The organism is Microcoleus sp. MON2_D5 (assembly GCF_036701905.1).
In the GTDB taxonomy this organism is placed as follows: domain Bacteria; phylum Cyanobacteriota; class Cyanobacteriia; order Cyanobacteriales; family Microcoleaceae; genus Microcoleus.
In genome coordinates this window covers 19,703-41,907 of the sequence record NZ_JAUBRM010000043.1, presented here as the reverse complement: position 1 = coordinate 41,907, position 22,205 = coordinate 19,703, and the positions used below count along the sequence as shown (strand labels likewise).

General features: G+C 46.7%; 25 protein-coding genes. 16 read left to right on the top strand and 9 right to left on the bottom strand.

Annotated elements, in window-relative coordinates; all coding sequences use genetic code 11:
• Window positions 1-140: 140 nt before the first annotated feature.
• From sipA to QUA47_RS17305, 3 genes are all read right to left on the bottom strand, one after another.
• Window positions 141-380, bottom strand: coding sequence for a regulatory protein SipA (gene sipA, locus QUA47_RS17315; protein WP_006635020.1), 240 nt, complete (start codon window positions 378-380; stop codon window positions 141-143).
• 356 nt (window positions 381-736) lie between these two features.
• Window positions 737-943 carry a hypothetical protein gene (locus QUA47_RS17310; protein ID WP_333300623.1) on the bottom strand — a complete coding sequence of 69 codons (207 nt, stop codon included), beginning with the start codon at window positions 941-943 and terminating at the stop codon, window positions 737-739.
• Between the two features lie 157 nt (window positions 944-1,100).
• Window positions 1,101-1,316 carry a GIY-YIG nuclease family protein gene (locus QUA47_RS17305; RefSeq protein WP_333431635.1) on the bottom strand — a complete coding sequence of 72 codons (216 nt, stop codon included), beginning with the start codon at window positions 1,314-1,316 and terminating at the stop codon, window positions 1,101-1,103.
• 206 nt (window positions 1,317-1,522) lie between these two features.
• Between QUA47_RS17305 and rbfA the strand changes: the two genes are divergently transcribed.
• The 3 genes from rbfA (at window position 1,523) to QUA47_RS17290 (ending at window position 4,409) form a co-directional block, all read left to right on the top strand.
• Complete coding sequence (gene rbfA / locus QUA47_RS17300) at window positions 1,523-1,966, top strand: 30S ribosome-binding factor RbfA (protein WP_333403109.1); 444 nt, start codon at window positions 1,523-1,525, stop codon at window positions 1,964-1,966.
• A gap of 82 nt (window positions 1,967-2,048) precedes the next feature.
• Window positions 2,049-3,692 (top strand): glycoside hydrolase family 3 N-terminal domain-containing protein, encoded by a 1,644-nt coding sequence (locus QUA47_RS17295; protein WP_333431634.1) that lies wholly within the window; start codon window positions 2,049-2,051, stop codon window positions 3,690-3,692.
• A 486-nt stretch (window positions 3,693-4,178) separates the two neighbouring features.
• The gene (locus QUA47_RS17290; RefSeq protein WP_333431633.1) at window positions 4,179-4,409 is read left to right on the top strand and encodes a DUF4327 family protein; all 231 of its coding nucleotides are present in this window, start codon (window positions 4,179-4,181) and stop codon (window positions 4,407-4,409) included.
• Window positions 4,410-4,483: 74 nt separating this feature from the next.
• Here QUA47_RS17290 and QUA47_RS17285 read toward each other — a convergent pair whose 3' ends face one another.
• From QUA47_RS17285 to QUA47_RS17275, 3 genes are all read right to left on the bottom strand, one after another.
• Complete coding sequence (locus tag QUA47_RS17285; RefSeq protein ID WP_333431632.1) at window positions 4,484-4,876, bottom strand: hypothetical protein; 393 nt, start codon at window positions 4,874-4,876, stop codon at window positions 4,484-4,486.
• 354 nt (window positions 4,877-5,230) lie between these two features.
• On the bottom strand, window positions 5,231-6,364 hold the full coding sequence (locus QUA47_RS17280) for an ABC transporter ATP-binding protein (RefSeq protein ID WP_333431631.1): 1,134 nt from the start codon (window positions 6,362-6,364) through the stop codon (window positions 5,231-5,233).
• A 50-nt stretch (window positions 6,365-6,414) separates the two neighbouring features.
• Window positions 6,415-6,984: an HD domain-containing protein gene (locus QUA47_RS17275; protein ID WP_333431630.1), complete on the bottom strand. Its 570-nt coding sequence runs from the start codon at window positions 6,982-6,984 to the stop codon at window positions 6,415-6,417.
• Window positions 6,985-7,129: 145 nt separating this feature from the next.
• Between QUA47_RS17275 and QUA47_RS17270 the strand changes: the two genes are divergently transcribed.
• From QUA47_RS17270 to QUA47_RS17250, 5 genes are all read left to right on the top strand, one after another.
• Entirely contained in the window at window positions 7,130-7,753 is a 624-nt protein-coding gene (locus QUA47_RS17270) for a Uma2 family endonuclease (RefSeq protein ID WP_333431629.1), read from the top strand.
• A 622-nt stretch (window positions 7,754-8,375) separates the two neighbouring features.
• Window positions 8,376-11,138, top strand: coding sequence for an ATP-binding protein (locus tag QUA47_RS17265; protein ID WP_445302522.1), 2,763 nt, complete (start codon window positions 8,376-8,378; stop codon window positions 11,136-11,138).
• A complete protein-coding gene (locus QUA47_RS17260) occupies window positions 11,131-12,462 on the top strand; it encodes a response regulator (RefSeq protein WP_333431627.1) in 1,332 nt (443 codons plus the stop codon). Before QUA47_RS17265 ends, QUA47_RS17260 begins: the two co-directional genes overlap by 8 nt.
• Window positions 12,463-12,560: 98 nt before the next feature.
• Window positions 12,561-14,090, top strand: coding sequence for a thymidylate synthase (locus tag QUA47_RS17255; RefSeq protein ID WP_333431626.1), 1,530 nt, complete (start codon window positions 12,561-12,563; stop codon window positions 14,088-14,090).
• A complete protein-coding gene (locus QUA47_RS17250; protein ID WP_190658002.1) occupies window positions 14,087-14,626 on the top strand; it encodes a dCMP deaminase family protein in 540 nt (179 codons plus the stop codon). The genes QUA47_RS17255 and QUA47_RS17250 overlap by 4 nt, the downstream gene beginning before the upstream one ends.
• A gap of 240 nt (window positions 14,627-14,866) precedes the next feature.
• Here QUA47_RS17250 and QUA47_RS17245 read toward each other — a convergent pair whose 3' ends face one another.
• The 3 genes from QUA47_RS17245 to QUA47_RS17235 all read right to left on the bottom strand — a co-directional run bounded on the left by QUA47_RS17245 (window position 14,867) and on the right by QUA47_RS17235 (window position 16,626).
• Window positions 14,867-15,352 carry a salt stress protein, Slr1339 family gene (locus tag QUA47_RS17245; RefSeq protein WP_333431625.1) on the bottom strand — a complete coding sequence of 162 codons (486 nt, stop codon included), beginning with the start codon at window positions 15,350-15,352 and terminating at the stop codon, window positions 14,867-14,869.
• A gap of 72 nt (window positions 15,353-15,424) precedes the next feature.
• The gene (locus QUA47_RS17240) at window positions 15,425-16,030 is read right to left on the bottom strand and encodes a VWA domain-containing protein (RefSeq protein ID WP_333431624.1); all 606 of its coding nucleotides are present in this window, start codon (window positions 16,028-16,030) and stop codon (window positions 15,425-15,427) included.
• A gap of 119 nt (window positions 16,031-16,149) precedes the next feature.
• Window positions 16,150-16,626, bottom strand: a complete 477-nt coding sequence (locus QUA47_RS17235; protein WP_006635002.1) for an NAD(P)H-quinone oxidoreductase subunit N — start codon at window positions 16,624-16,626, stop codon at window positions 16,150-16,152.
• 431 nt (window positions 16,627-17,057) lie between these two features.
• Between QUA47_RS17235 and rplC the strand changes: the two genes are divergently transcribed.
• From rplC to rplP, 8 genes are all read left to right on the top strand, one after another.
• The gene (gene rplC / locus QUA47_RS17230) at window positions 17,058-17,693 is read left to right on the top strand and encodes a 50S ribosomal protein L3 (RefSeq protein WP_333039608.1); all 636 of its coding nucleotides are present in this window, start codon (window positions 17,058-17,060) and stop codon (window positions 17,691-17,693) included.
• A 183-nt stretch (window positions 17,694-17,876) separates the two neighbouring features.
• Complete coding sequence (gene rplD / locus QUA47_RS17225) at window positions 17,877-18,509, top strand: 50S ribosomal protein L4 (protein WP_006635000.1); 633 nt, start codon at window positions 17,877-17,879, stop codon at window positions 18,507-18,509.
• Window positions 18,502-18,810: a 50S ribosomal protein L23 gene (locus tag QUA47_RS17220; protein ID WP_006634999.1), complete on the top strand. Its 309-nt coding sequence runs from the start codon at window positions 18,502-18,504 to the stop codon at window positions 18,808-18,810. The genes rplD and QUA47_RS17220 overlap by 8 nt, the downstream gene beginning before the upstream one ends.
• A 159-nt stretch (window positions 18,811-18,969) precedes the next feature.
• Window positions 18,970-19,833 (top strand): 50S ribosomal protein L2, encoded by an 864-nt coding sequence (gene rplB / locus QUA47_RS17215; protein ID WP_333281702.1) that lies wholly within the window; start codon window positions 18,970-18,972, stop codon window positions 19,831-19,833.
• 112 nt (window positions 19,834-19,945) lie between these two features.
• The gene (gene rpsS, locus QUA47_RS17210; RefSeq protein WP_190657988.1) at window positions 19,946-20,230 is read left to right on the top strand and encodes a 30S ribosomal protein S19; all 285 of its coding nucleotides are present in this window, start codon (window positions 19,946-19,948) and stop codon (window positions 20,228-20,230) included.
• Window positions 20,231-20,327: 97 nt separating this feature from the next.
• On the top strand, window positions 20,328-20,687 hold the full coding sequence (gene rplV / locus QUA47_RS17205) for a 50S ribosomal protein L22 (RefSeq protein WP_190657986.1): 360 nt from the start codon (window positions 20,328-20,330) through the stop codon (window positions 20,685-20,687).
• Between the two features lie 114 nt (window positions 20,688-20,801).
• Window positions 20,802-21,530 carry a 30S ribosomal protein S3 gene (gene rpsC, locus QUA47_RS17200; protein ID WP_190657984.1) on the top strand — a complete coding sequence of 243 codons (729 nt, stop codon included), beginning with the start codon at window positions 20,802-20,804 and terminating at the stop codon, window positions 21,528-21,530.
• Between the two features lie 114 nt (window positions 21,531-21,644).
• Window positions 21,645-22,064: a 50S ribosomal protein L16 gene (rplP, locus tag QUA47_RS17195; protein ID WP_190657982.1), complete on the top strand. Its 420-nt coding sequence runs from the start codon at window positions 21,645-21,647 to the stop codon at window positions 22,062-22,064.
• The last annotated feature ends 141 nt before the right edge of the window (window positions 22,065-22,205 follow it).

The following is a 22,205-nucleotide window of genomic DNA, read 5'->3' as shown; positions in this document are numbered from 1 at the left end:
TTTTAAGTTCTCACATCGTTTACTGTTGTTTCGGAATGATTTAACCGCAGATACCGCAGAGGGCGCTGAGTCTCCAGAAGAGAGAGATGAATAATTCTGATACCAACGAATTTGATATCAGATCAATTCCCCATTCGCCACTACCCATTACCTTCTACATTACTTTCCGCCGCTTCAATGTACTGACTGTCTAACAAAAAAGCACCTTTTTCAAAGCGAATTCCCCAATAATTGCCGGGACGCCGATCGATCACAACGCCTTCAGCGCCGATCGCAATTAAATTCGCAGGCCGCAGCATCGGCATCGGTTCGGCAGTTTTGACGTAAGGTGGCATCGCCACAACTCGGACTTTTTGACCGATTGTAAATTCTTTTTCCATGAGTTTTATTCCTTTTGGCGATCTGTTTAATCTAGTAAAACGTTCTTCTTTTAGAGCCCAGACTTCTTCAATAAGTCGCGGATGTGAGTAGGTGTTTTTTTTGAGGTAGGCTTACTTATCTTTCAAGTGTTTGACCAGCAGACAATTATCCAAGCAAAAGGATTCTTCATCTAAAAACCTGGATATTGCCATTTCTATCGCGTAGGAGAGAGAACATTCAAGTTCATTGGACTTGGACAATAGGGCAGCTTTTTCTAGTCTGGTCAATAATCGACCAACTGATGAATAGCTTCTGGAGAAAGGTGTTGCGTGGCGATAGTTTGAGTCATGATTCTCTGATTTCAAGTTCCGATTCTTTAGTTGCCTCGCCCCGGTTTGCAATCGGCAAAACCAAGTGCTTCGCTATCGAGGAAATTAGCAATTGCCATTTCCACAACAATTTCGATCGGATATTCAATTTCCGCAGCACGGGCGATGAGGGCGGCACGAATTCGTTCTGGAAGGTATTTTAGGATGGCTTCGGCATCAGCAGCAGATAGTTGTTCCAGAGTTGTTGATTGCATGAGTCTAGTTTTCCGGTGGGATTTGAACGTTGTAGGGCGGCTCAGTTGCTCTCAGAATAATTGCTTCTAGCTCTAATAATAACGCAGGGTTGCTCCACGCCGAGAGCTGGTGAATGGCGATCCGAACATCTTCCCAGTTGTATTTGTCGAGCCATGCCTAGAGAAATGCTTTGTGTCCGCCACTAAATCTACCGCGCAAGCTTTTGGTTTTACCGATGTAAAGCAGGCCATCCACACGATGTCTGACAGCATAAAGTCCAGGGCGAGAGGGGATGGTATTAAAGTTGTGGCCCAGGGGTTGGCATTGCTCGAATGGGGTGAAGGCAAGGGTGTCAAGAATTTGGCGGGCTTCTTGTTGGATAGAATCGGGCATGATGATAGGAGATCGTATTTGACGGATGATTTTATATTGAGCGATCGCAAAAGTAGCAAATTGGGCAAGTTTATGTCATTATTGGCTGCGCGCTGCAATCTCAAACCCTAATTTCCCCCCCGATCGCACATAACACCCGATACCGATCGCGCTACAATTGTCAATCGGGATGAAAATGGCTGATCTAAAAGTAGGGGATAGTTTCTATGGCTACAAATCGTCGCATTGAGCGTGTAGCTTCACTGATTAAACGGGAAGTCAGCCTGATGTTGCTGAATGGAATCAAGGACGACCGTGTAGGTGCTGGTATGGTTAGCGTTACCGACGTAATTGTTTCGGGAGACCTTCAGCATACAAAAATTTTTGTCAGCATCTACGGTACTGATGAGGCAAAGGCCGAGACTATGGAGGGCTTGAAATCTGCTACTAGCTACGTCCGCAACCAGTTGGGTCAACGGGTGCAACTGCGCCGGACGCCGGAAGTGATTTTTCTCGAAGACCATTCTTTGGAACGGGGCGATAAAATGTTGATACTGCTGAATCAGCTTTCTGCCGATCGCAAACCGGGTATGTTTGATGACGAAGAATTGGCGGATGGCAATGAAAATGATGATGATGATGATGATGATTTAGAAGCAGACGAGGATTAGTGTCTGAAGCTAGTCAACAGTCAACAGTCAACAGTCAACAGTCAACAGTCAACAGTCAACAGTCCACAATTTCCCATTACCCATGATTGACAATCTTTCCTTACCAGAACTGGTGGCCCAGATGTTCGTGGTGCGCGCTTCTGGCTGCTTGTTCGACCACCAAATTCGCTATCCCGAATGGGAACCAACTGCCAGCAAACTCCGCTATTATCTGGAAAATTTGGGCGTCGGTGGGGTGATTTTGGTCGGGGGAAGTGCTGCGGAGTTGGCGGTTCGATCGCACCAATTGCAGTCTTGGGCAAAGTTTCCGCTGCTGCTGGCGGCTGATATTGAAGAAGGTGTCGGTCAGCGGTTCGGCGGGGCGACTTGGTTCGGGCCGCCGATGGCAATTGCCGAAGTGGCGGGACACGATGCAGGTAAAGCCGATCGATATGCTGAACAAATGGGCGCTGTCACTGCGATCGAAGCTAGGGCGATCGGTCTAAATTGGATTTTCGCACCAGTGGTTGATGTTAACAACAATCCCGACAATCCTGTGATTAACGTCCGCGCTTTTGGCGAGACACCGGAAATTGTCGGGAAATTAGCCGCTGCTTTTATTCGCGGCGCAGGTCAACACCCGGTTTTGACTACAGCTAAGCATTTTCCCGGCCACGGAGACACGGCGGTTGATTCTCACTTGGAATTGCCGGTTTTGCCGCATTCGCCAGCGAGATTGGCCCAGGTTGAGTTGCCTCCTTTTGTTGAGGCGATCGCCGCTGGGGCCGATGCTGTGATGAGTGCTCACTTGCTGATTCCGGCTTGGGATGCCGAGTTTCCTGCTACTCTTTCTCGCAAGATTTTGATCGGGAAGCTGCGAGAAGAGTTGGGATTTGAAGGTTTGATCGTGACGGATGCTTTGGTGATGGGTGCGATCGCCAATAAGTACGGCACTAATGAAGCTGCTGTTTTGGCGGCTGAGGCTGGTGCTGATGTTTTGCTGATGCCGCTTGACCCGGAAGGGGCGATTCTGGCTGTCTGCGAAGCTGTCACTCAAGGGCGACTTTCTGTATCACAAATCAAGGAATCAGTCAAGCGAATTTGGAAAGCGAAAATAAAGGTGGGTATGTCGATTTCTGACCCCCCCCAACCCCCCCTTGCTAAGGGGGGGAGCAAGAATTTACAATCCCTGGAGTCGATCGACTTAAGTTTGCTGGCAAATCCACAGGCAAGGTCAACTGCTGCCGATATTTTGCGAGATTCTTTGAAATTTGGAGGTTCTCTGCCTTTAGTGGCGAAAAAGCCCTCAGAAAACCAGCTTTTGCGGAATTTGATTGTTGTAGATGATGTTTTGGGGTGCGAGTTTTTGGGCAACCACACTCCGGCGATCGCCATTCCCGCTAAGTATGGTTACGAATTGCAACTAATTGACGATCGCACAGGCGCGATCGCTGAAAATACAGATCCAGAGCATTTTTCTCCGACGCTGCTGCAAATTTTCATTCGCGGCAATTGCTTCCGAGGCAGTGCTGGTTTGACCGAAGCAGCTCAAGATTGGTTTAAGAAATTATTAAAGACGGGTGAACTGCAAGCTGTATTAATTTACGGAAGCCCCTACGTTTTAGAGCAATTTTTGCCACACTTGCCTCCGAGTATTCCTTATGTATTCTGTTTTGGGCAGATGCCGGCCGCGCAATCTCTCGCTCTAGAATTGCTGTTCGGCATTAACGAAACTGGTAATGCTTGAGTTGCCGGACTCCTGAATCTTTCCTTTGCTGCTTGCTACCTCAAGATTTAAATTCATCAACCCGGTTTCTCGCGATAAATTCTGCCTTTGGGGGGAGAAGCATCCAGAAACCGGGAATCGGGCTTTAGTGCCTAAGTCCCGAAGTGATACCAATTTCAAAAAAGAATGCAACTGTAGGCAAGCTACAAACCCATATCCAGTCATTCATTCCCAATTCTAAAATCTAAAATCGCTCGACTGAGGTCTGAAATATAGAAGGGTATGAGCTTTGCAACAGATCCACCTGTTAGCCGGAAAAATGTGCCACGTCTCTACCTCCCAAGACTGATTCGATCACTTATTCCTCATTGCTAGAATTTTTTTCACTTAACCGTAGTGAATTGTATACCTCTATACTGACAAAATTTAACTTACATATCCGGAATTTTGGATTATATTATTACAAAGGTCATAATTTTTTTTTTACTAAAACCTTGAGGGCGCATTATGATTCAGTCCACTATCAAAATCAAATACTCTTTAGATGTCATCCAGGATGAAGCCCGTCAGCTCGTGCACGAGGGCGTGCTGAGCCGCCAACAGCCTATCTACACGCTCTGCCAATTCATTCCGCCCCGGGAATGGGCTTGCGTGGAGTGCGAGCTAGAGAAATGCGACTTCTTGCTGCGCGATCGCATCGCCGACCTGATCGGTTCTGAAAACTGGGACAATGACTAAAGTTTGGTTCTTTTAAATAAGTTGGTAAATCACTTTGCAAGTAAACTCCGGCTGTATTAAAGACTCTTGATTCTTTAATGCTGGGAATTTTTGACACGCAAATTTTCCAACTCGGTCCTCAGCGCTGCCATGTGTGCAGTTAATTCTTGAATCTCTAGCTTTACGTTAGGCTGTACAACCGACTCGGGAGGAGCATCCGATTGCTTGGGCGAGACAGATTCGCTCTCTGCATTCTCCCGATCGTCCGGTTGAGAGAAAATTGTATCTACAAAATTCCGGGCTTCTCGATCGGTCATTTCTCCTTTTTCCAGCAGCTCATCGGCTAGCTGGCCCAAATCTGACTTCAGTTTGTCAAGATTTTCTTCTCGCTTCACGGGATCTTGCAATGTCTCAATTAAAAAGGAAGTTGCACCTAAAGTTAGGTGAAATCCTGTTTGCAGCATTTGAGGCAGGTTGTCGGGGTTCATCTAAAAATGCCGCTAGAACGTTTTTCTGAGTTTTTGGTTCGCTAGTTGCTCCCAAGTGAGGGCGTAAAGCCGCTTCTTAGCGGGAATATCCTTGCGTTGTGAGTCGCGCTCGCCCTGAGTCAGGAAAGATGAGCTTTTGGGGGGAGGTTTTTCCGTTGTGCCAATACTAAGTGTATCATTACTTCGTAAATTAATAAATGTCAAGTGTAAAGTTTTGTAACTAGAAATCGAGACTTTCCCACTAGAAGGCTCAGTCTATTTGAGATTTGAGATTGGAGATTGCACAGGACTTACCCACTGCGACTAAAAAAACCTGGTTGCTGGCCAACCGTGCGTAAGCCCTGTTCAAGCCCGTTAAGGATACAGCGCTTCACCGGTGGAAGGGTCAAATATAAATAGTCGATCGAAGTCAAGCTGTACCGTCAGCCGATCGCCCGATCGCAAGCGAACACTCGCAGGTATTTGTAACTGTACAGTAGTTTCAGCGCTCACCAAAGGCAAACTCGCCCGAATTAAAGTTTCTCGCCCCAGAGGTTCCACTACTTTTACCTCTACATCGAGGGGGACTTTTTCTAATGCCCAAACATCGGTTTTCAAATCATCTTCTACTGCGTTTGGTGGCGTAAACATTTCTATATTTTCAGGACGGATGCCCAAATCAAATCCTTGTCCTTCTCTCGCCTGCAATTTTTTCTGAATCGAGGGCGGACAGGCTAAATGTTGATTTCCCACTTGAAAGGATTCGTTAGTATAAATTGCCGGCAAAATGTTCATGGCGGGATTGCCTAAAAATGTGGCAACCATGCGGTTAGCTGGTTTGGCATAAATGCTTTGCGGGTCTCCAATTTGTTGAATTTTTCCCCCATTTAAGACTACAATCTTATCAGCTAAAGTCATCGCTTCCACTTGGTCGTGAGTGACGTAAACTGTGGTAATTCCCAGCCGTTGATGCAGTTGTTTGAGCTCGGCTCTAGTGTCGTCTCGCAGTTGAGCATCGAGGTTAGAAAGCGGTTCATCTAAAAGGAATACTTTCGGTTCGCGGGCGATCGCCCTTCCCAGTGCTACCCGCTGCTGCTGCCCGCCTGATAGCTGTTTGGGCTTACGCTTGAGGAGGTGGTCGATCGAGAGCGATCGGGCGACTGTTTCGACTCGTTCTTGAATTTTACTCGGGTCAACATTCCGCATCCGCAATCCAAATGCCAAGTTTTCGCCGACAGTCATGTGCGGGTAAAGCGCGTAATTTTGAAACACCATTGCTACATCCCGCTGTCTCGCCGGAATGTTGTTAACTAAATTATCTCCGATGTAAAGATTGCCGGAAGTGGCGGTTTCTAAACCTGCAATTGTCCGCATAATTGTCGATTTACCGCAGCCGGACGGGCCGACTAATACCCAAAATTCTCCGTCCGGGATTTTGAAGCTGATATTTTCGATCGCGGTGACGTTTTGGTAGCGTCGGGTAATATTTTCTAAGCGAACATTTGCCATTTTTTAATTGTAATTGGTAATTGATAATTAGTGCTTTTTACCTTCAGCCTTCAGCCTTCAGAAAACTGTTCCAGTTCTAAAACTGTGCGGTCTAATTCTTCAACTATAGGCGTTAACTCAGCTTTGCGGAAGGCTTCTACTAAAGAACGATAATACCAGAGAGAACCGTCTTTGCCCCCTTTGAAGCGTTCCCAAACCAAGTCGCCCAATTGACGGTAATCTTTCAAGATCGATCGAACATTATAAAGTTTATCAGCAGCCGAGACTAATCTTACTGAGGCAGAAGCTGTAGAAATGCGATCGATATAAGCTTGTTTTCGTTGCTGCCAAGGGGGTTTCGGCGTCGCGTCACTGTCGGTACACCCGTCTACAATCGCTGTGACGGTATCGCCAAAGCGGCGGCGGATGGCTTCGCGGGTGGTGGCGCCACCTTGATCTTCGATCGCATCGTGAAGCAAAGCTGCGATCGCCTCATCTTCATTTGCCCCATATTCTAAAGCTATACTAGCCGTGCCCAACAAATGGGCAATGTAGGGAACGCCGGAACCTTTGCGAAGTTGGGTAGCGTGCAATTCGGCGGCATAGGTGAGGGCTTCAGAAAAACGGTTTGAGAGAATCATGAAAGTCACCTTTGTCAATTGCTATGATATATAAATTGTAGGGCTAAGTTGCAAAGACAAAATCTACCCAGTTCCATAAGATCATAAAGATGCGATCGAGAGCGATCGCTTGTAAACTTATAATCGTTAAGCAGAGGTTGCGAGCATGACAGCTACTATAATTATACCAAAAAATGCCGACCAAAACTTAGACACAGAATTACCGCCCAAATTAGAAAATACAGCAGAAATTCCGCCACAATCTGAGCCTAAAAAAGTCATATCTCTCGAAGAGTTTTTAGTCAAGCCTCCTGATAGAATGGAGTGGGTTGACGGCAACTTATTGGAGAAAACAGGCATGACATTCAAGCACGGTCTCGCTCAATCTAAATTATCTACATCCTGGAGAAATTACAAAAATTCCAGCGGACAGGGAGGAGAAGTTGTTACAGAAGTCGTTTGCCGCACTAACAAGCAAGGTCGCCGTCCCGACGTTGCTTACATTACTCCTGAATTGTTGCCACAATCGGGCAATTTTACAGCATTTTCCCAAAGTTTTCCTTTGATAGCGGAAGTTGCTTCCCCCGAAGACAGTGGCGAAGAGTTATTTGCCAAAGCTCAGGAATATTTGGAATCGGGATGTTTAGAAGTTTGGTTGCTGTTTCCTGAAGCTAGATTAATATTTGTCAATGCAGGGCAACGCTGGCGGTTGTTTAATGGCGATGAAGTTGTTAACAGTCAAAGTGTGCTTGCAGGTTTTAGCGTAGCCGTCAGTGAATTGTTGGCTTGAGGAATTTGTTAAACTAATTTATTAAACTCCTAAAAAGAGAAACTCACGGTGAGAAACTTTAGCTTAAGGCTGGTTTAATGAAAATGTGGGAATGATTAAATCGAGTTTAAGATAGAGCTAAAGGTAACTTTGAAGTATTGATACAGTTAACATCTGATTAGGGGACTGCGGCGTAGACTGAAAAGGACTGACTCTAGAGGGTAAGCAGATTCATCCCACGACTAAAAGCCCAGGGCTTTCTTTGGGATTTTCTATAAGCGGTAGTCTTCGATTGGAATGGGGTTGAGAGATTGTTGGTGGAGTGCGATCGCCTTTAAATTTGAGCCAGAACGATCGCCCGATCTACTAAAAAAAACAGTCGGCTAACAGATCAAAGCTGATAACCGCCTGCCACCGACTGCACCAAGCAACGGCACATCAAGCAACTCAGCCATTGTTGCTCTCCATGAAAAAGAGAAAGCAACTCGCAACTTGCTAATGCGACTGGTCGTTGGAGGTACGACATTAATTGTTAGCGTCGGTGTCTAGCCAGGACTTGAAGCCCCTTGAAAAACTTTACCAAGGTGGATTGAACATTGAGCTAGCAATTCCTCAAAGTCTATTTTTTATAGAAGCCACTGCCATGTCTATCCCAGACTCATCCCTGATATCTAAACCTAAGCACAAACTTTCCCTGCGATCGCTCCTGATCGTTCCATTTGTCCTCCAAATCTTCGCCGCCGTTGGACTAACCGGATATATTTCCTTGCGGAATGGGCAGCAGGCAATTAATGATTTGGCAACTCGCTTACGCAGCGAAGTGAGCTTACGCATCGATCAGCATCTCGCAACTCAACTCGATACGGCTCGTAATCTTGCCCAAACAAACGCAGATGCCATTGAGCTAGGGTTACTTGACCCAAAAGACCCTGCAGAATTAGGTCAATTTTTCTGGAAACAATTAAAACTACATGACATCGGCTACATTAGCTTTGCCTACACCACAGGAGATTTTGCAGGTGCGGGGCGTTTCTTTGAAGATGGTCGGGTCACAGTGGATGAAGTTTCTCGGCAGCGCAACGGCAACTTAGACTGGTATATCTATAACACCAACACTCAGGGACAACGCACCACACTGGCGATCAATAACGGCCCCTACATCCCCAAAGAAGAAGGTTGGTACAGAGAACCCGCCCGCGCAGGACAGCCGTTATGGACGGTGTATCAATGGCAATCTCCCCCCTATACTCTGTCCATTTCTGCCAACAGTCCGGTTTATGACCAAAACAAAAAATTAATCGGAGTGGTTGGCGTTGACCAACGGTTAAGTCAAATCAGCAACTTTCTGAGAGAGTTGAAGGTGAGTCCTTCCGGGAAAACCTTCATTTTGGAACGCACCGGACTCATCATTGCTAGTTCTGCTAAAGAAAATCCTTACAAGCTTGTTAATGGCAAGGCAACACGGCTCAATGCCTCTAATAGCCAAGATGCTTTGATTCGGGCAACGACCCAAGAGCTCACTAAGCAGTTTAATAATCTCAACCAAATTCAACAAAGTCAAACCTTTGAGTATGTGCTTGACGGTCAACGTGAGTTCGTTCGAGTTGCCCCCTGGAAAGATGAGTGGGGGCTAGATTGGCTCGTAGTTGTTGTTGTTCCTGAGTCTGACTTTATGGCACAAATCAATGCCAACACGCGCACAACAATTTTGCTGTGTTTGGGTGCATTGGCTATAGCAACTGTTCTGGGATTTTTCACCTCTCGCTGGATTACCAAACCTGTTTTGAAATTGCAAAAGGCGAGTGAGGCAATTAGCTCCGGTCAACTCGATCAAACAGTTCAGGTGCGAGGCATCAAGGAATTAGAATCGCTGGCAGATTCCTTTAATCAGATGGCGGGTCAACTCAAAACCTCCTTTATCGAACTAGAAAGCCGAGTTGAGGAACGCACCGCAGAACTGAAAGAAGCGAAACGGCTAGCCGATGCCGCAAACCAAGCAAAAAGCGAGTTTCTCGCCAACATGAGCCACGAACTCCGCACTCCCCTCAACGGCATTCTGGGCTATGCTCAAATCCTTAGCCGCTCCAAAGCCTTACCAGCAAAAGAACGTCATGGGGTAGAAATCATTCACCAGTGCGGTTCTCATTTGCTGATGCTGATCAACGATGTGTTGGACTTGTCCAAAATTGAAGCCGGTAAATTAGAACTCGCACCTCAAGCGATTCACTTTCCCTCATTCCTTCAAGGTGTCGCTGAAATCTGCCGCATTCGTGCCGACCAAAAAAACATTGACTTCGTTTACGATCCCGATCCACAGTTGCCTGAAGGGATTTTTGCCGATGAAAAACGGCTGCGTCAGGTGTTACTCAACTTGCTGGGAAATGCGATTAAATTCACCGATAAAGGTTCGGTCACGCTCAAGGTTACTGTAGTTGAGAATAATGCCACTCCGTCCACTCACCGAATCAAATTTCAAGTTGAGGATACGGGCGTTGGAATTGCGCGCGATCAGTTGGATAAAATCTTCCAGGCTTTTGAACAAGTGGGCGATCGCCAACGCCAAGCCGAGGGTACGGGTTTAGGACTGGCAATCAGTCAAAAGATTGTCCAACTGATGAACGCACAAATCCAAGTTAAGAGCCAACCCGAAGTTGGGAGTGACTTCTTCTTTGAGGTGGAAATGGCTTGTGCCACCGATTGGGCGCAGCAAAACTCGATTACAACTGGCAAACAAATTATCGGTTATGAAGGACAACGACGCAGCATCCTTGTGGTAGACGATCGTTGGGAAAACCGAGCTATTATCGTCAACTTGTTAGAACCATTGGGATTTCAACTGACTGAAGCCGAAAACGGACAAGTAGGATTAGAAAAAATCCGACAATTATCCCCTGATTTAGTAATCACAGACTTAGCGATGCCAGTCATGGACGGCTTGGAACTGCTCAAACAGGTTCGCAGTGCCAATGATTTGCAACACCATAAGATCATCGTCTCTTCCGCATCAGTATCACAAGCCGATCGCCGGATGAGTTTAGATGCAGGAGGAAATGATTTCCTGGCAAAACCCGTAGAAGTCAGCGAATTATTTAATCTCTTAGCAACTTATTTAGAATTGAAGTGGAACTATGAAACGACATCAAACGATCGGCCATCCACTCTAACAACTGGATTGCAGATATCAGAGAGGATTATTCCTACCAGGGAGGAGTTAAAAACTTTATTAGCACTGGCACAGCAAGGCAACTTAAAACGGCTACGAGAACACACAGAGCATATTGCTCACTCTAACCCTCGCTACGCTGATTTTGCTTCACAAATTCTTCAGCTTGCAAAGCAATTTAAAGACGAAGAGATTGAAGACTTACTGAAACAACACCTCACAGAGGAGAAAACCGATGTATAGTCCAGGATTAATTCTGGTGGTGGATGATACCCCTGCGAACTTAGAAGTGGTTTGTGAAACCTTAAGTGATGCGGGGTACGAAGTAGCAACCGCAATCAACGGCGATCGCGCTCTTAAGCGAGTCCAAGCTTATCCTCCCGATCTGATCTTGCTCGATGTTCAAATGCCAGGAATTGACGGCTTTGAAACCTGCCAACGTCTGAAGGCAGATCCCACCACAGCCAGTATTCCCATCATTTTTATGACCGCTCTCTCCGATGCCGACAGTAAGGAGAAAGGATTTGTCCTGGGTGCTGTGGACTACATCACCAAACCCTTTCAAGAAAAGGAGATGCTAGCACGGGTGAAAACTCATTTGCAGCTACGGGAGTTAACTAAAAATCTCGAACAGCGTGTAGCTGAGCAAACGGCTGATTTAGAAGCAGCACTCACACAAGTGCAACAGTCTCAGCTTCATTTAGTCCAAACCGAAAAGATGTCTGCGTTGGGCAATTTAGTGGCGGGTGTCGCCCACGAGATTAATAACCCGCTGGGCTTTATTGCTGGCAATCTGAAACCCGCTCAAGACTATATTCAAGACCTCTTTAATTTGATTGAACTCTACCAAAAAGAACTCCCTTATCCAAGTGCCTCACTACAGGAATTTGTGGAGGAAATAGATTTGGAATATTTACAAGAGGATTTACCCAAGTTGATCGATTCGATGCAAGAAGGAGTCGATCGCATTCACACAATCAGCACCAGTTTAAGAACCTTCTCGCGTTCGGATTGCGATCGCCCCATTCCTTACAATATCCACGACGGCATTGACAGCACGATCTTGATTCTCAAGCATCGCCTCAAAGCCAACGAATGTCGCCCGGAAATTCAAGTCATCACAGACTATGGCGATCTGCCACAGGTAGAATGCTTTGCGGGACAGTTGAATCAGGTATTTATGAATCTGCTGGCCAATGCGATCGATGCCCTTGAGGAATCAAATCAAGGACGCAATTTTGCTCAGATCAAAGCTAACCCCAACCAGATTACTGTCAAGACGCAATTGTCGGAATCTCAGGCCGTGATCCGAATTCAGGATAATGGGATTGGCATTACGGATGCGGTGAAGCCAAAAATCTTTGAGCATCTGTTTACCACCAAAGGCGTGGGGCAAGGAACAGGACTAGGATTGGCGATCGCTCGTCAAATCGTAGTCCAGAAACACTCTGGAACTCTAGAAGTCAACTCAACTTTAGGTGAAGGTACAGAGTTTGTGATTTCAATTCCGGTGAAGGAGCTCGCTGTAAAAGACATTCAGGCAACGATCTGCGTTGACGCAGCATAACAAATCGTTGCAGCGGCGGCATAAAGATGATTGATATCGCCCCTTCAAACCATCCACACTATTGATATAGTAGTACGCGGTGCAAAAAACGATAAACCATGACAGCCACAAATCTCGTCAATAAATTTGAGTACAAACCCCTATACAAACCCAATCAATTAATTTGTGGAACGGGGCAAACAGCCATTGTCAGCGGCTGGACAGTAAAAAGTGCGATCGGCAAACATTTACAACCTCAAGAATATGCTGCGATCGGACAACTGTACTCTCCTACTCGCGGCATCAACTTCTTAATTAGAAACTTGCTGTGCAATCCCCACGTCCGCTTTTTAGTAATTCTCAACGCTACCAAAGAAGACCGCAATTCGGGTGCGGCAGCGTGCTTGCTCGACTTTTTTCGCAACGGCTTTGAAGCAGGCAAAAGCGATACTGGTAGAGATTGCTGGCTAATTAAATCTTCAATATTTGGCTACATTGATATTGAAATAGCAGCAGAAGCCTTAGAACTATTGCGTCATTCAATAGAATGGAAAGACGCCAAAAATATAGCAGAGACAGTGACCTTTGTCAAGTCTTATTCCCAAAAAGAATCTGTTGAACCTTGGGGAGAACCCGTAACTTTTCCGCTAGTCGAAATCGTCCCGACTGTACTCCCCGGTCAGAAATACGGACACAGAATCGAAGGCAAAACTATCGCCGAAACTTGGGTAAAAATCATCCACCGAATTAAGACCACCGGCACCTTGCGACCGACTGGTTACGACGGACAATGGCAAGAATTAATTGACTTAATGGCAGTGATTACAGATGAACCTGCCGAGTTCTATTTTCCCGAACCGAATTACTTACCAATCGACCGCGATTTCCTCGAACAGTACAAACCGCAAATGCTGGAAGATGCCCCGTATAACGAAGGCATTAAATATACCTACGCACAGCGGATGCGGTCGTGGTTTGGTCGCGATCAAATTGAAGAAGTGATTGCGAAACTAATTAAAGAAATTGATGCTGCAAGTGCTGTAATTAGTTTGTGGGATGCCGGCGGAAATATCAACAGAAGACCTGACGGTTCCTCCGACCACCAGCACAGCGGCAGTCCTTGTTTAAATCACATTTGGGTGCGAGTGGTGGATGGTGAAATATCGCTAACTGCAACTCTCCGCAGTAACGATATGTTTGCGGCTTGGCCGGCCAATGCAATGGGTTTGCGGGCTTTGCAGCAGCACATTCGAGATGAAATTGCGAGGCGTTCCGATTATAATTTGACAATGGGCCCGTTGGTAACGCTGAGTCAATCGGCTCACTTGTATGACGATACCTTTGAAAATGCCGATCGACTAATTCAAACCCAATATGCTAAAATCTGCGAAGATCGAGACTTTTTCGATGCAGCAGGCAATTTTTTAGTGGAAGTAGCCGACAATCAGATAGTAGTCACGCAAACCACCCCGGGCAGCGGCGAAGTTGTCACCTGTTATTCGGGAAAAAACCCTCTCAAGTTAGTGCGAGAAATTTGTGCGGCTTCCCCTGCCATCAAAGGCGAGCATATTGGTTATTTAGGAATAGAATTGCAGAAAGCGGCCGAGTGTCTGAAAACGAGCGAGCAATACATTCAGGATCGAAGATGAATTTAGAAGAAGAAAGACCGACCTGGGACGAATACTTTTTAATGTTAGCAAAATTGGCTGCCACTCGATCGACTTGTCTGGCTTTTCCCGTAGGCGCAGTGATAACTAAAAACAGGCAAGTTTTAGCAACGGGTTACAACGGTTCGCCGTCAGGTTCGGCACACTGTACTACTCAAGGCTTCTGCTATCCTGGTTTGAGTAGTTGCGACGCCAGTAAAACTTTGCCATCAAGGGCGGTTCACGCGGAAGCAAATGCGATCGCCAAAGCTGCCAAACACGGTATATCTACTGCTGGGGCTAGTATTTACGTCACTTTAGAACCCTGCATCTATTGTTTGAAATTAGTCATTGCCGCTGGAATTAGAGAAGTGTTTTACGAAACGAGTTTTAACAGTGGAGAAAAAGCTGCTTTGAGAGATACTTTTATCAGTGAAGGTATTGTTGAGTTAAAACAAATTCAGCTATCTGAAGATACAGCAAAAAAGGCGGCTTTGTTTTTGTTGAATCCTACATCTGTGTCCAAAAATTTAGTATAGGATAAATCCTCCCCGTGGTGGTCGCAGCCACAGGAAATAACTGTGCTGTGTTCCTATAAATGATATTTATTTGCTGGCAATTTGTAGGGATACGGCACTGCCCTATCCTAAATTCCGCGTGATACAAATGATATTTATTGTACGTCTTGTAAAGACACGGCACTGCCGTGCCTTTACAACAAATAGAGATGGCAGTTAACCAAAAAACTCCTTACAAATTGTGAATACCGTGTAGTTCAATCAATCAAACTCATTCACAGCTTGCAAATAGTCGATCGCCGCATCTATCCTCGAAGAATACCTAAAAGCAAACTGATCGAACCAATATCCCTCATCGGAATTTTTATCCAACTTTTTCAGCCAAACCTGAGCTTGCCTAACTTTCTGTCTGTGCGTTTGTACGTCCAACTGCGGCCCCGCGACTTTTTCTGCTGTTCGCGGTTGCAGTGAAGCCACTTCCTGAGCTTTATTTTGCGCTTCGTGCTCAGCCTTAAGCGGTTGCAGTGAAGCGACTTCCTGAGCTTTATTTTGCGATTCGTACTCAGCCTTAATTTGAGCTAAATCCCGATCCAAAGGACTAGCATACAAATTTATATCTGATGTTTTAAATGTTGCATTTGACGGCGCTTGTGCTTGCGCCGGCGCCTGACTTTTCAACTCAGCAATTTTTTGAGATGCTTGATACTCTGCCTTAAGTTCACCTAACAGGCGCTCGATCGATTCCATAACTTAAACCCCCTAAAAAATCCTGCTGGGTCAACTGCCCCCAATATAATCACGGGAAATTCGCCCGCCTCCTCAATCAGTTATTGCATTCAGCAATACCTCCGTCAGGGTCATTCCTTCAATATCATCCATCGTGACAGTATCAACGATATCGAATTTAGCCCCAGCGCTTTGCAGTTCGTCATCCAATATCTTGAGAAACTTAGTAGCTTCCGGCGCATTCCCTACTTGAATGAAAGAAATCGCCAGCTCTTCATCTCGATCGAGCTTCCGCGAAGCCTCTATAATCGTTTTCATCACTTCTTTGCGATCGTCCGGTTCCCCGTCGGTCACCACTAATATTGTTTCCCCATTTTGCTTGGTCTTACCGGATGCTTTGCGCTCAAAAAAACTGTTCAGAGCATCTTGCAGCACTGCACCTAAATTCGTAGTTCCCGAAGGTTCGTTTTCTTGGAAAATTTGCACGACTTTAGCGGATGTTACGTTGTCGTAGCGCTTGAAGCGACCGGAAAACAAATAAACTGTTATGCCATCAGGATCGAGTTCTTCACATTTATTCGCCAATGCGATCGTCGATTCTTGCATGAGCGCCCAGCGACTTTTACCGCCCATCTGGTCTTTCGTGTACATACTGCCGCTTTTGTCAATGATTATGGTATAATCGCGGTTCTGAAGCATAAGATTTTTCCTGTTAATTAAGTTTTTCCCAAATATATCAAAACCAGCGAGCAGAAGCTGTTGAGCTTTTGTTGCTCGCTGCGTTTTTTTAGTTGATTTGCGATCGCAAATAGCGGAATTTAAGCTGCAACTAAAGCGTCTTTAAGTGGCTTCCAGCTAAAAGCTCGATCGCCTCCCATCTCCACTGCTATTTTAACTCGCGGTTCTAACGTCGGCAAAACAGTCAAATACTCAATCTCCTGATTCGACAAAATGTGCCCTTCAATAATCCACAGCACCAGTCCTTTTGCTTTCGGCGGCAAATTGTCTAATTGAGTTTGCAAAATCGGCGGCACGAACCACGTATAACCCACGGCCGCTTCGTTGCCAGTAGTTTTCTTGCCCAAATGCGGCGGCCGCACCCCGTGAACCCCCGTCAAATACATCGCCAAATCACCCAAACCCCGCGCCGAGATCGTGTGCGCCCCGTAACCCGCAGCCCTCAGCCGCCGCAGGTAGCGCCCCTCAAATCCTCCCTCTAAAGGAACGTACAGGGCCAGCGACCCCGACTTTTCCAAATCCCGAATCACATCAGATCCCGTCGTAATCAGTCCCATAAATTTGTGTTTCCTGCTGTATCAAAATTTGGTCGATCGCTGCTTGCGAGCTGGAAATATTATAAATCCTAAAGTTGAGCCGAAAAATTCTCATCCCGGCCTTGACAAACGGCAAACACTTCATGTACTATTGTGAATTGTCGCCGTAAAGGATACTGAGTAGTTTGCTGCTCAAGTCCTGGCACAAACAAGCAAGACCGAGACAAAACTCGGAGATAGAGTCGGTAAAAAGCCGCGAATCTCAACCCTTGCAAGACTTCCACAAGCTCGCTCCCAAATTTAAAACTCAAATTTTAAACACAGAGGAAGGCTGTTGGTTGATAACAGTTAATTGCAGGAACACTGAAATAAATGTTTCTGCACAAGAGCAAGCGGATTGACGTAACTTTCGCAATCCGAAACCTCTTGCGTAAATAAAAGGAAAAAAATCCGTGTCTGTAGGCATTCTTGGCACTAAACTAGGCATGACTCAAGTGTTTGACGCCGAAGGGAGAGCAATCCCTGTCACCGTCATACAAGCAGGGCCTTGTACAGTAACTCAAATCAAAACAAAACAAACTGACGGCTACGGTGCCGTTCAAGTTGGATACAACGAAGTCAAACCAAAGGCTCTCAACAAGCCAGAACTAGGACACCTTGCCAAGTCGGGGGCGAATCCACTGCGCCACTTGCAGGAATACCGATTGGAAGACACCAGTTCATTTGAATTAGGTCAACAACTAAAAGCAGATACCTTTACACCGGGACAAATAGTAGATGTCATCGGTACAAGCATCGGTAAAGGTTTTGCAGGTTTTCAAAAGCGCCACAACTTTAAACGAGGCCCCATGTCTCACGGTTCCAAGAACCACCGCGAGCCTGGATCGATCGGACCTGGAACTACTCCGGGTCGCGTTTATCCCGGGAAAAGAATGGCGGGACGTATGGGCAACGTTCAAGTCACCGTCCGCAAACTAACAATTGTCCGGGTGGATACAGAGCAGAATTTGCTGCTAATTAAGGGAGCAGTTCCCGGCAAAGCTGGCGCCTTAGTCAATGTTGTGCCTGAGAAAAAAGTAGGACGTTAGTCAGTAGTCATTAGTCAGTAGTCAGCAGTCAGTAGATAGTGGTTGGCCATTAGTAGCAAGCAATAACTAAGAACTAAAAGCTGAAAACTAAGAGCTGAAAACTAAGACCTGAGAACAGACAACAGACGACAGACAACAGACAACAGACAACTAACAACTAACAACAGACAAAGGACAAAAGATATGGTTAATTGTGTAGTCCGAAATTGGCAAGGCGAAGAAGTTGGGGAAACAACTTTAGAACTGCGCGTAGCCAAAGAAGAAAATGCTTCTCACATCGTTCACAGAGCATTGACGCGGCAACTGAATAACGCCCGTCAAGGAAATGCTTGCACCAAAACTCGATCGGAAGTCAGAGGCGGTGGCCGCAAACCCTGGCGTCAAAAAGGCACGGGTCGAGCCAGAGCAGGTTCAATCCGTTCTCCGCTGTGGCGGGGTGGCGGTGTCATCTTCGGGCCAAAACCGAGAGACTTTGAAGTCAAAATGAACAAAAAGGAACGCCGTCTCGCTTTGCGGACAGCATTCCAAAGTCGCACCGAAGACATCATTGTGGTTGAAGAATTTGCAGAGCAATTTCCGAGACCGAAAAGCAAAGAATTGCTGAGTGCGATATCCCGCTGGGGCATCGAACCCGATACAAAAGTTCTGTTAATCTTGCCAGAACCGCAACCAAACGTCTACTTATCAGGACGCAACATCGAATTAGTAAACGTCATCTTGGCAACTTCCCTGAATGTTTACGACGTTCTCGCGGCTGACAAAATTATCGTCACATCTACAGCCATAGCTAAAATTCAGGAGATTTACGGTGAGTAAAATCGACCCCCGCGACTACGCAGATTTGATCCAGCGTCCGATTCTCACCGAGAAAGCTACCCGAATGATGGAATTAAATCAATTCACATTCGACGTAGCCCCCAAAGCGACAAAGCCTCAAATCAAAGCTGCAATCGAAGAACTATTTAAGGTTAAAGTCATCGGCGTCAACACCCAAAACCCGCCGCGCAAAAAGCGTCGAGTTGGCAAATTCGTCGGCTTTAAACCTTGTTACAAGCGAGCAACCGTAACTCTGACCGACGGAGACTCGATCCGCAAACTCCTATTCCCAGAAGTTTAGCCAATTTTGGATTTTAGATTTTAGATTTTAGATTGCGGTTAACTGGTGAAAATACCAAACCCAGAAAGTTACCAAGTTAACTGAATAATCCCAAATCTAAAATCCAAAACCGCCAAGTCCTTGCATCCCAAATCTAAAATCTAAAATCTAAAATCGATTATGGGCATCCGTTCTTACCGACCTTATACCTCCAGCACCCGAGAACAAACCGTCTCGGACTTCGCTGAAATTACCAAATCAGAACCAGAAAAGTCTCTAACCAACAACAAGCACACCAAACAAGGCCGCAACAACCGAGGCGTCATCACCTGTCGCCACCGGGGAGGCGGTCACAAACGGCTTTATAGAGACATCGACTTCCGCCGCGACAAACACAGCATTCCCGCTACCGTCAAGGCGATCGAATACGACCCCAATCGCAACGCACGCATCGCCCTCCTGTTCTACAAAGACGGCGAAAAACGGTACATCCTGCACCCGCTCAACTTAAACGTCGGTACCGTAATTGTCTCAGGCCCAGACGCGCCGATCGAGATCGGTAACGCCCTGCCCCTGAAGAACATTCCCCTCGGTACCAGCATCCACAACGTCGAGCTAGTACCCGGAAAAGGCGGACAAATCGTTCGCTCCGCCGGCTCCAGCGCTCAGCTAATGGCAAAAGAAGGTAGCTACGTTACCCTTAAACTGCCATCTGGCGAACAGCGCAAAGTCCGCGCCGACTGCTACGCCACCATCGGTCAAGTGGGCAACACAGACGCCAGAAACATCAGCCTCGGCAAAGCAGGTCGCACCCGCTGGAAAGGCCGCAGACCCACCGTTCGCGGTAGTGTCATGAACCCGGTAGACCACCCGCACGGCGGTGGCGAAGGCAGAGCTCCTATCGGACGTCCGGGGCCTGTCACTCCTTGGGGTAAACCAGCATTGGGTGCAAAAACTCGACGCAAAAACAAGCGCAGCGACGCTTTAATCGTCCGCCGCCGCCGCAAATCTTCCAAGCGCGGCAAGGGCGGTAGACAAAGCTAGTAATCAGTCAGCAGTCTTCAGTGCTTAGTTGTTAACGGCTAACTAATGGCTGAGGACTGATGACCAATGACGGCTGAAAGCTGACTAATAACTCCTGAATCACTAAAAAATCATGTCTCGATCGCTAAAAAAAGGCCCCTTTGTCGCAGATGCTCTGATGACAAAAATCGAAAAACTCAACGCCGCCGGCCAAAAACAAGTAATTAAAACTTGGTCGCGATCTTCCACAATCCTGCCCCAAATGGTAGGTCACACGATCGCCGTTCACAACGGCAGACAGCACGTACCCGTCTACCTCACAGACCAAATGGTAGGTCACAAACTCGGAGAATTTTCCCCCACTCGTACCTTTAGAGGTCACGCTAAAAGTGGTGATAGAAAGACAAGTAAAAAATAGCCTAATTAGGTGACAGGTAATACGTCGTCGGAAAAAGTTTTTCCGAATTATTAATTACCTTTTCCCCAATTACCAACTACCAATTACCCAAATCGAAATGGCTATAGATACCACATCCGAAATTAAGGCGATCGCCCGTTACATCCGGACATCCCCCTTCAAAGTGCGCCGAGTCCTTGACCAAATTCGCGGCAAAAGCTACCAAGAAGCGCTGATTTTACTCGAATTCATGCCCTACCGCGCCTGCGAACCAATCGTCAAAGTTTTGCGATCGGCAGTAGCCAACGCCGAACACAACGCAGGATTGGATAAATCCAAGCTGGTAGTTTCTCAAGCTTACGCAGACCAAGGCCCAGTCCTCAAACGCTTTAGACCCCGCGCTCAAGGTCGCGCCTACCAAATCCGCAAGCCAACCTGTCACATTACCGTAGTAGTAGCTCCCCTCGTAGAAAACTAAACCAGGGAAAAACGTAATAGGTAATAAACAGCTTAAAGTTGAAAAAAATTGGTAATCACCAATTACCAATTACCAGTTACCAATTACCAAATACCAATTAACTCATCAACTATTATGGGCCAAAAAATACATCCAATTGGTTTTCGTCTCGGCATTACCCAAGAGCACCGCTCTCGCTGGTTTGCTGACCCCAAAAACTATCCAGAACTCTTGCAAGAAGACTATAAAATTCGCAAGTACGTTCGTAAAACGCTCAACAATGCGGGCATTTCCTCGGTCAAAATTGAGCGGAAAGCCGATCAAATCGACCTAGAAGTGTTCACCGCCAGACCAGGCGTTGTCGTAGGTCGCGGCGGAGCAGGCATCGAAACCTTGCGCGTCGGTTTGCAGCAGCAACTCGGTAGCAACCGCCAAATCCGCATCAACGTCGTCGAAGTTCAGCGAGTAGACGCCGATGCCACACTGATCGCGGAATACATCGCTCAGCAACTAGAACGGCGCGTATCCTTCCGCCGAGTCGTCCGCCAAGCAATCACCCGCGCTCAAAAAGTCGGCATCCAAGGCATCAAAATACAAGTCAGCGGACGCCTCAACGGCGCAGAAATCGCTCGTACCGAATGGACGCGCGAAGGAAGAGTCCCGTTGCACACCCTGCGGGCCGACATCGACTACTCCTACTGCACTGCTCAAACCATCTACGGTATTCTCGGCATTAAAGTTTGGGTTTTCAAAGGCGAAATTATTCCCGGACAAGAACAAGAAGCTGCACCAAATGCAGCAGTGCCCCGCACCAAACAAAGGCGCCGCCGCCAGAACTTTGAAGATCGATCGAACGAAGGCTAGCTAATTGTTAACTGTTAGTTGTCATTTGTTAAGTGTGAGTTGTTCCAAACCAATTAGCAATTAGCAATCACCAATTAGCAATTACCAATTACCAATTACCCAACTCCCAAAGCCATGTTAAGCCCTAAAAGAACCAAATTCCGCAAACAACAGCGCGGGCGAATGAGCGGTATTGCCACCCGCGGCAATACAGTTAGCTTTGGCGACTTCGCGCTCCAAGCTGTCGAACCCGCCTGGATCACTTCCCGCCAAATAGAAGCCGGACGCCGCGCCATGACCCGCTATATCCGCCGGGGCGGCAAAATCTGGATTCGTATTTTTCCCGACAAACCAGTCACCCAGCGCGCCGCAGAAACCCGGATGGGTTCTGGTAAAGGTGCACCAGAGTTTTGGGTTGCCGTGGTCAAACCGGGCCGGGTAATGTTTGAAATTGGCGGTGTAAGTGAAGAAACTGCCCGCGAAGCCATGCGTTTGGCATCTTTCAAGTTACCAATTAAAACCAAGTTCATCACTCGCGAAGAAGACCAGTCATAGCGATAATCGAAGGTAGAAGTAGGTCGGCATTGGTCAAAATTTTAAACGGCTACAGCAATTTAAAATAGGTCATTCATAACTTTTCTTTCCTTCGACATTCACCATCTAGACAATTCTGTCTTCTGTCATACCGAGATCGCT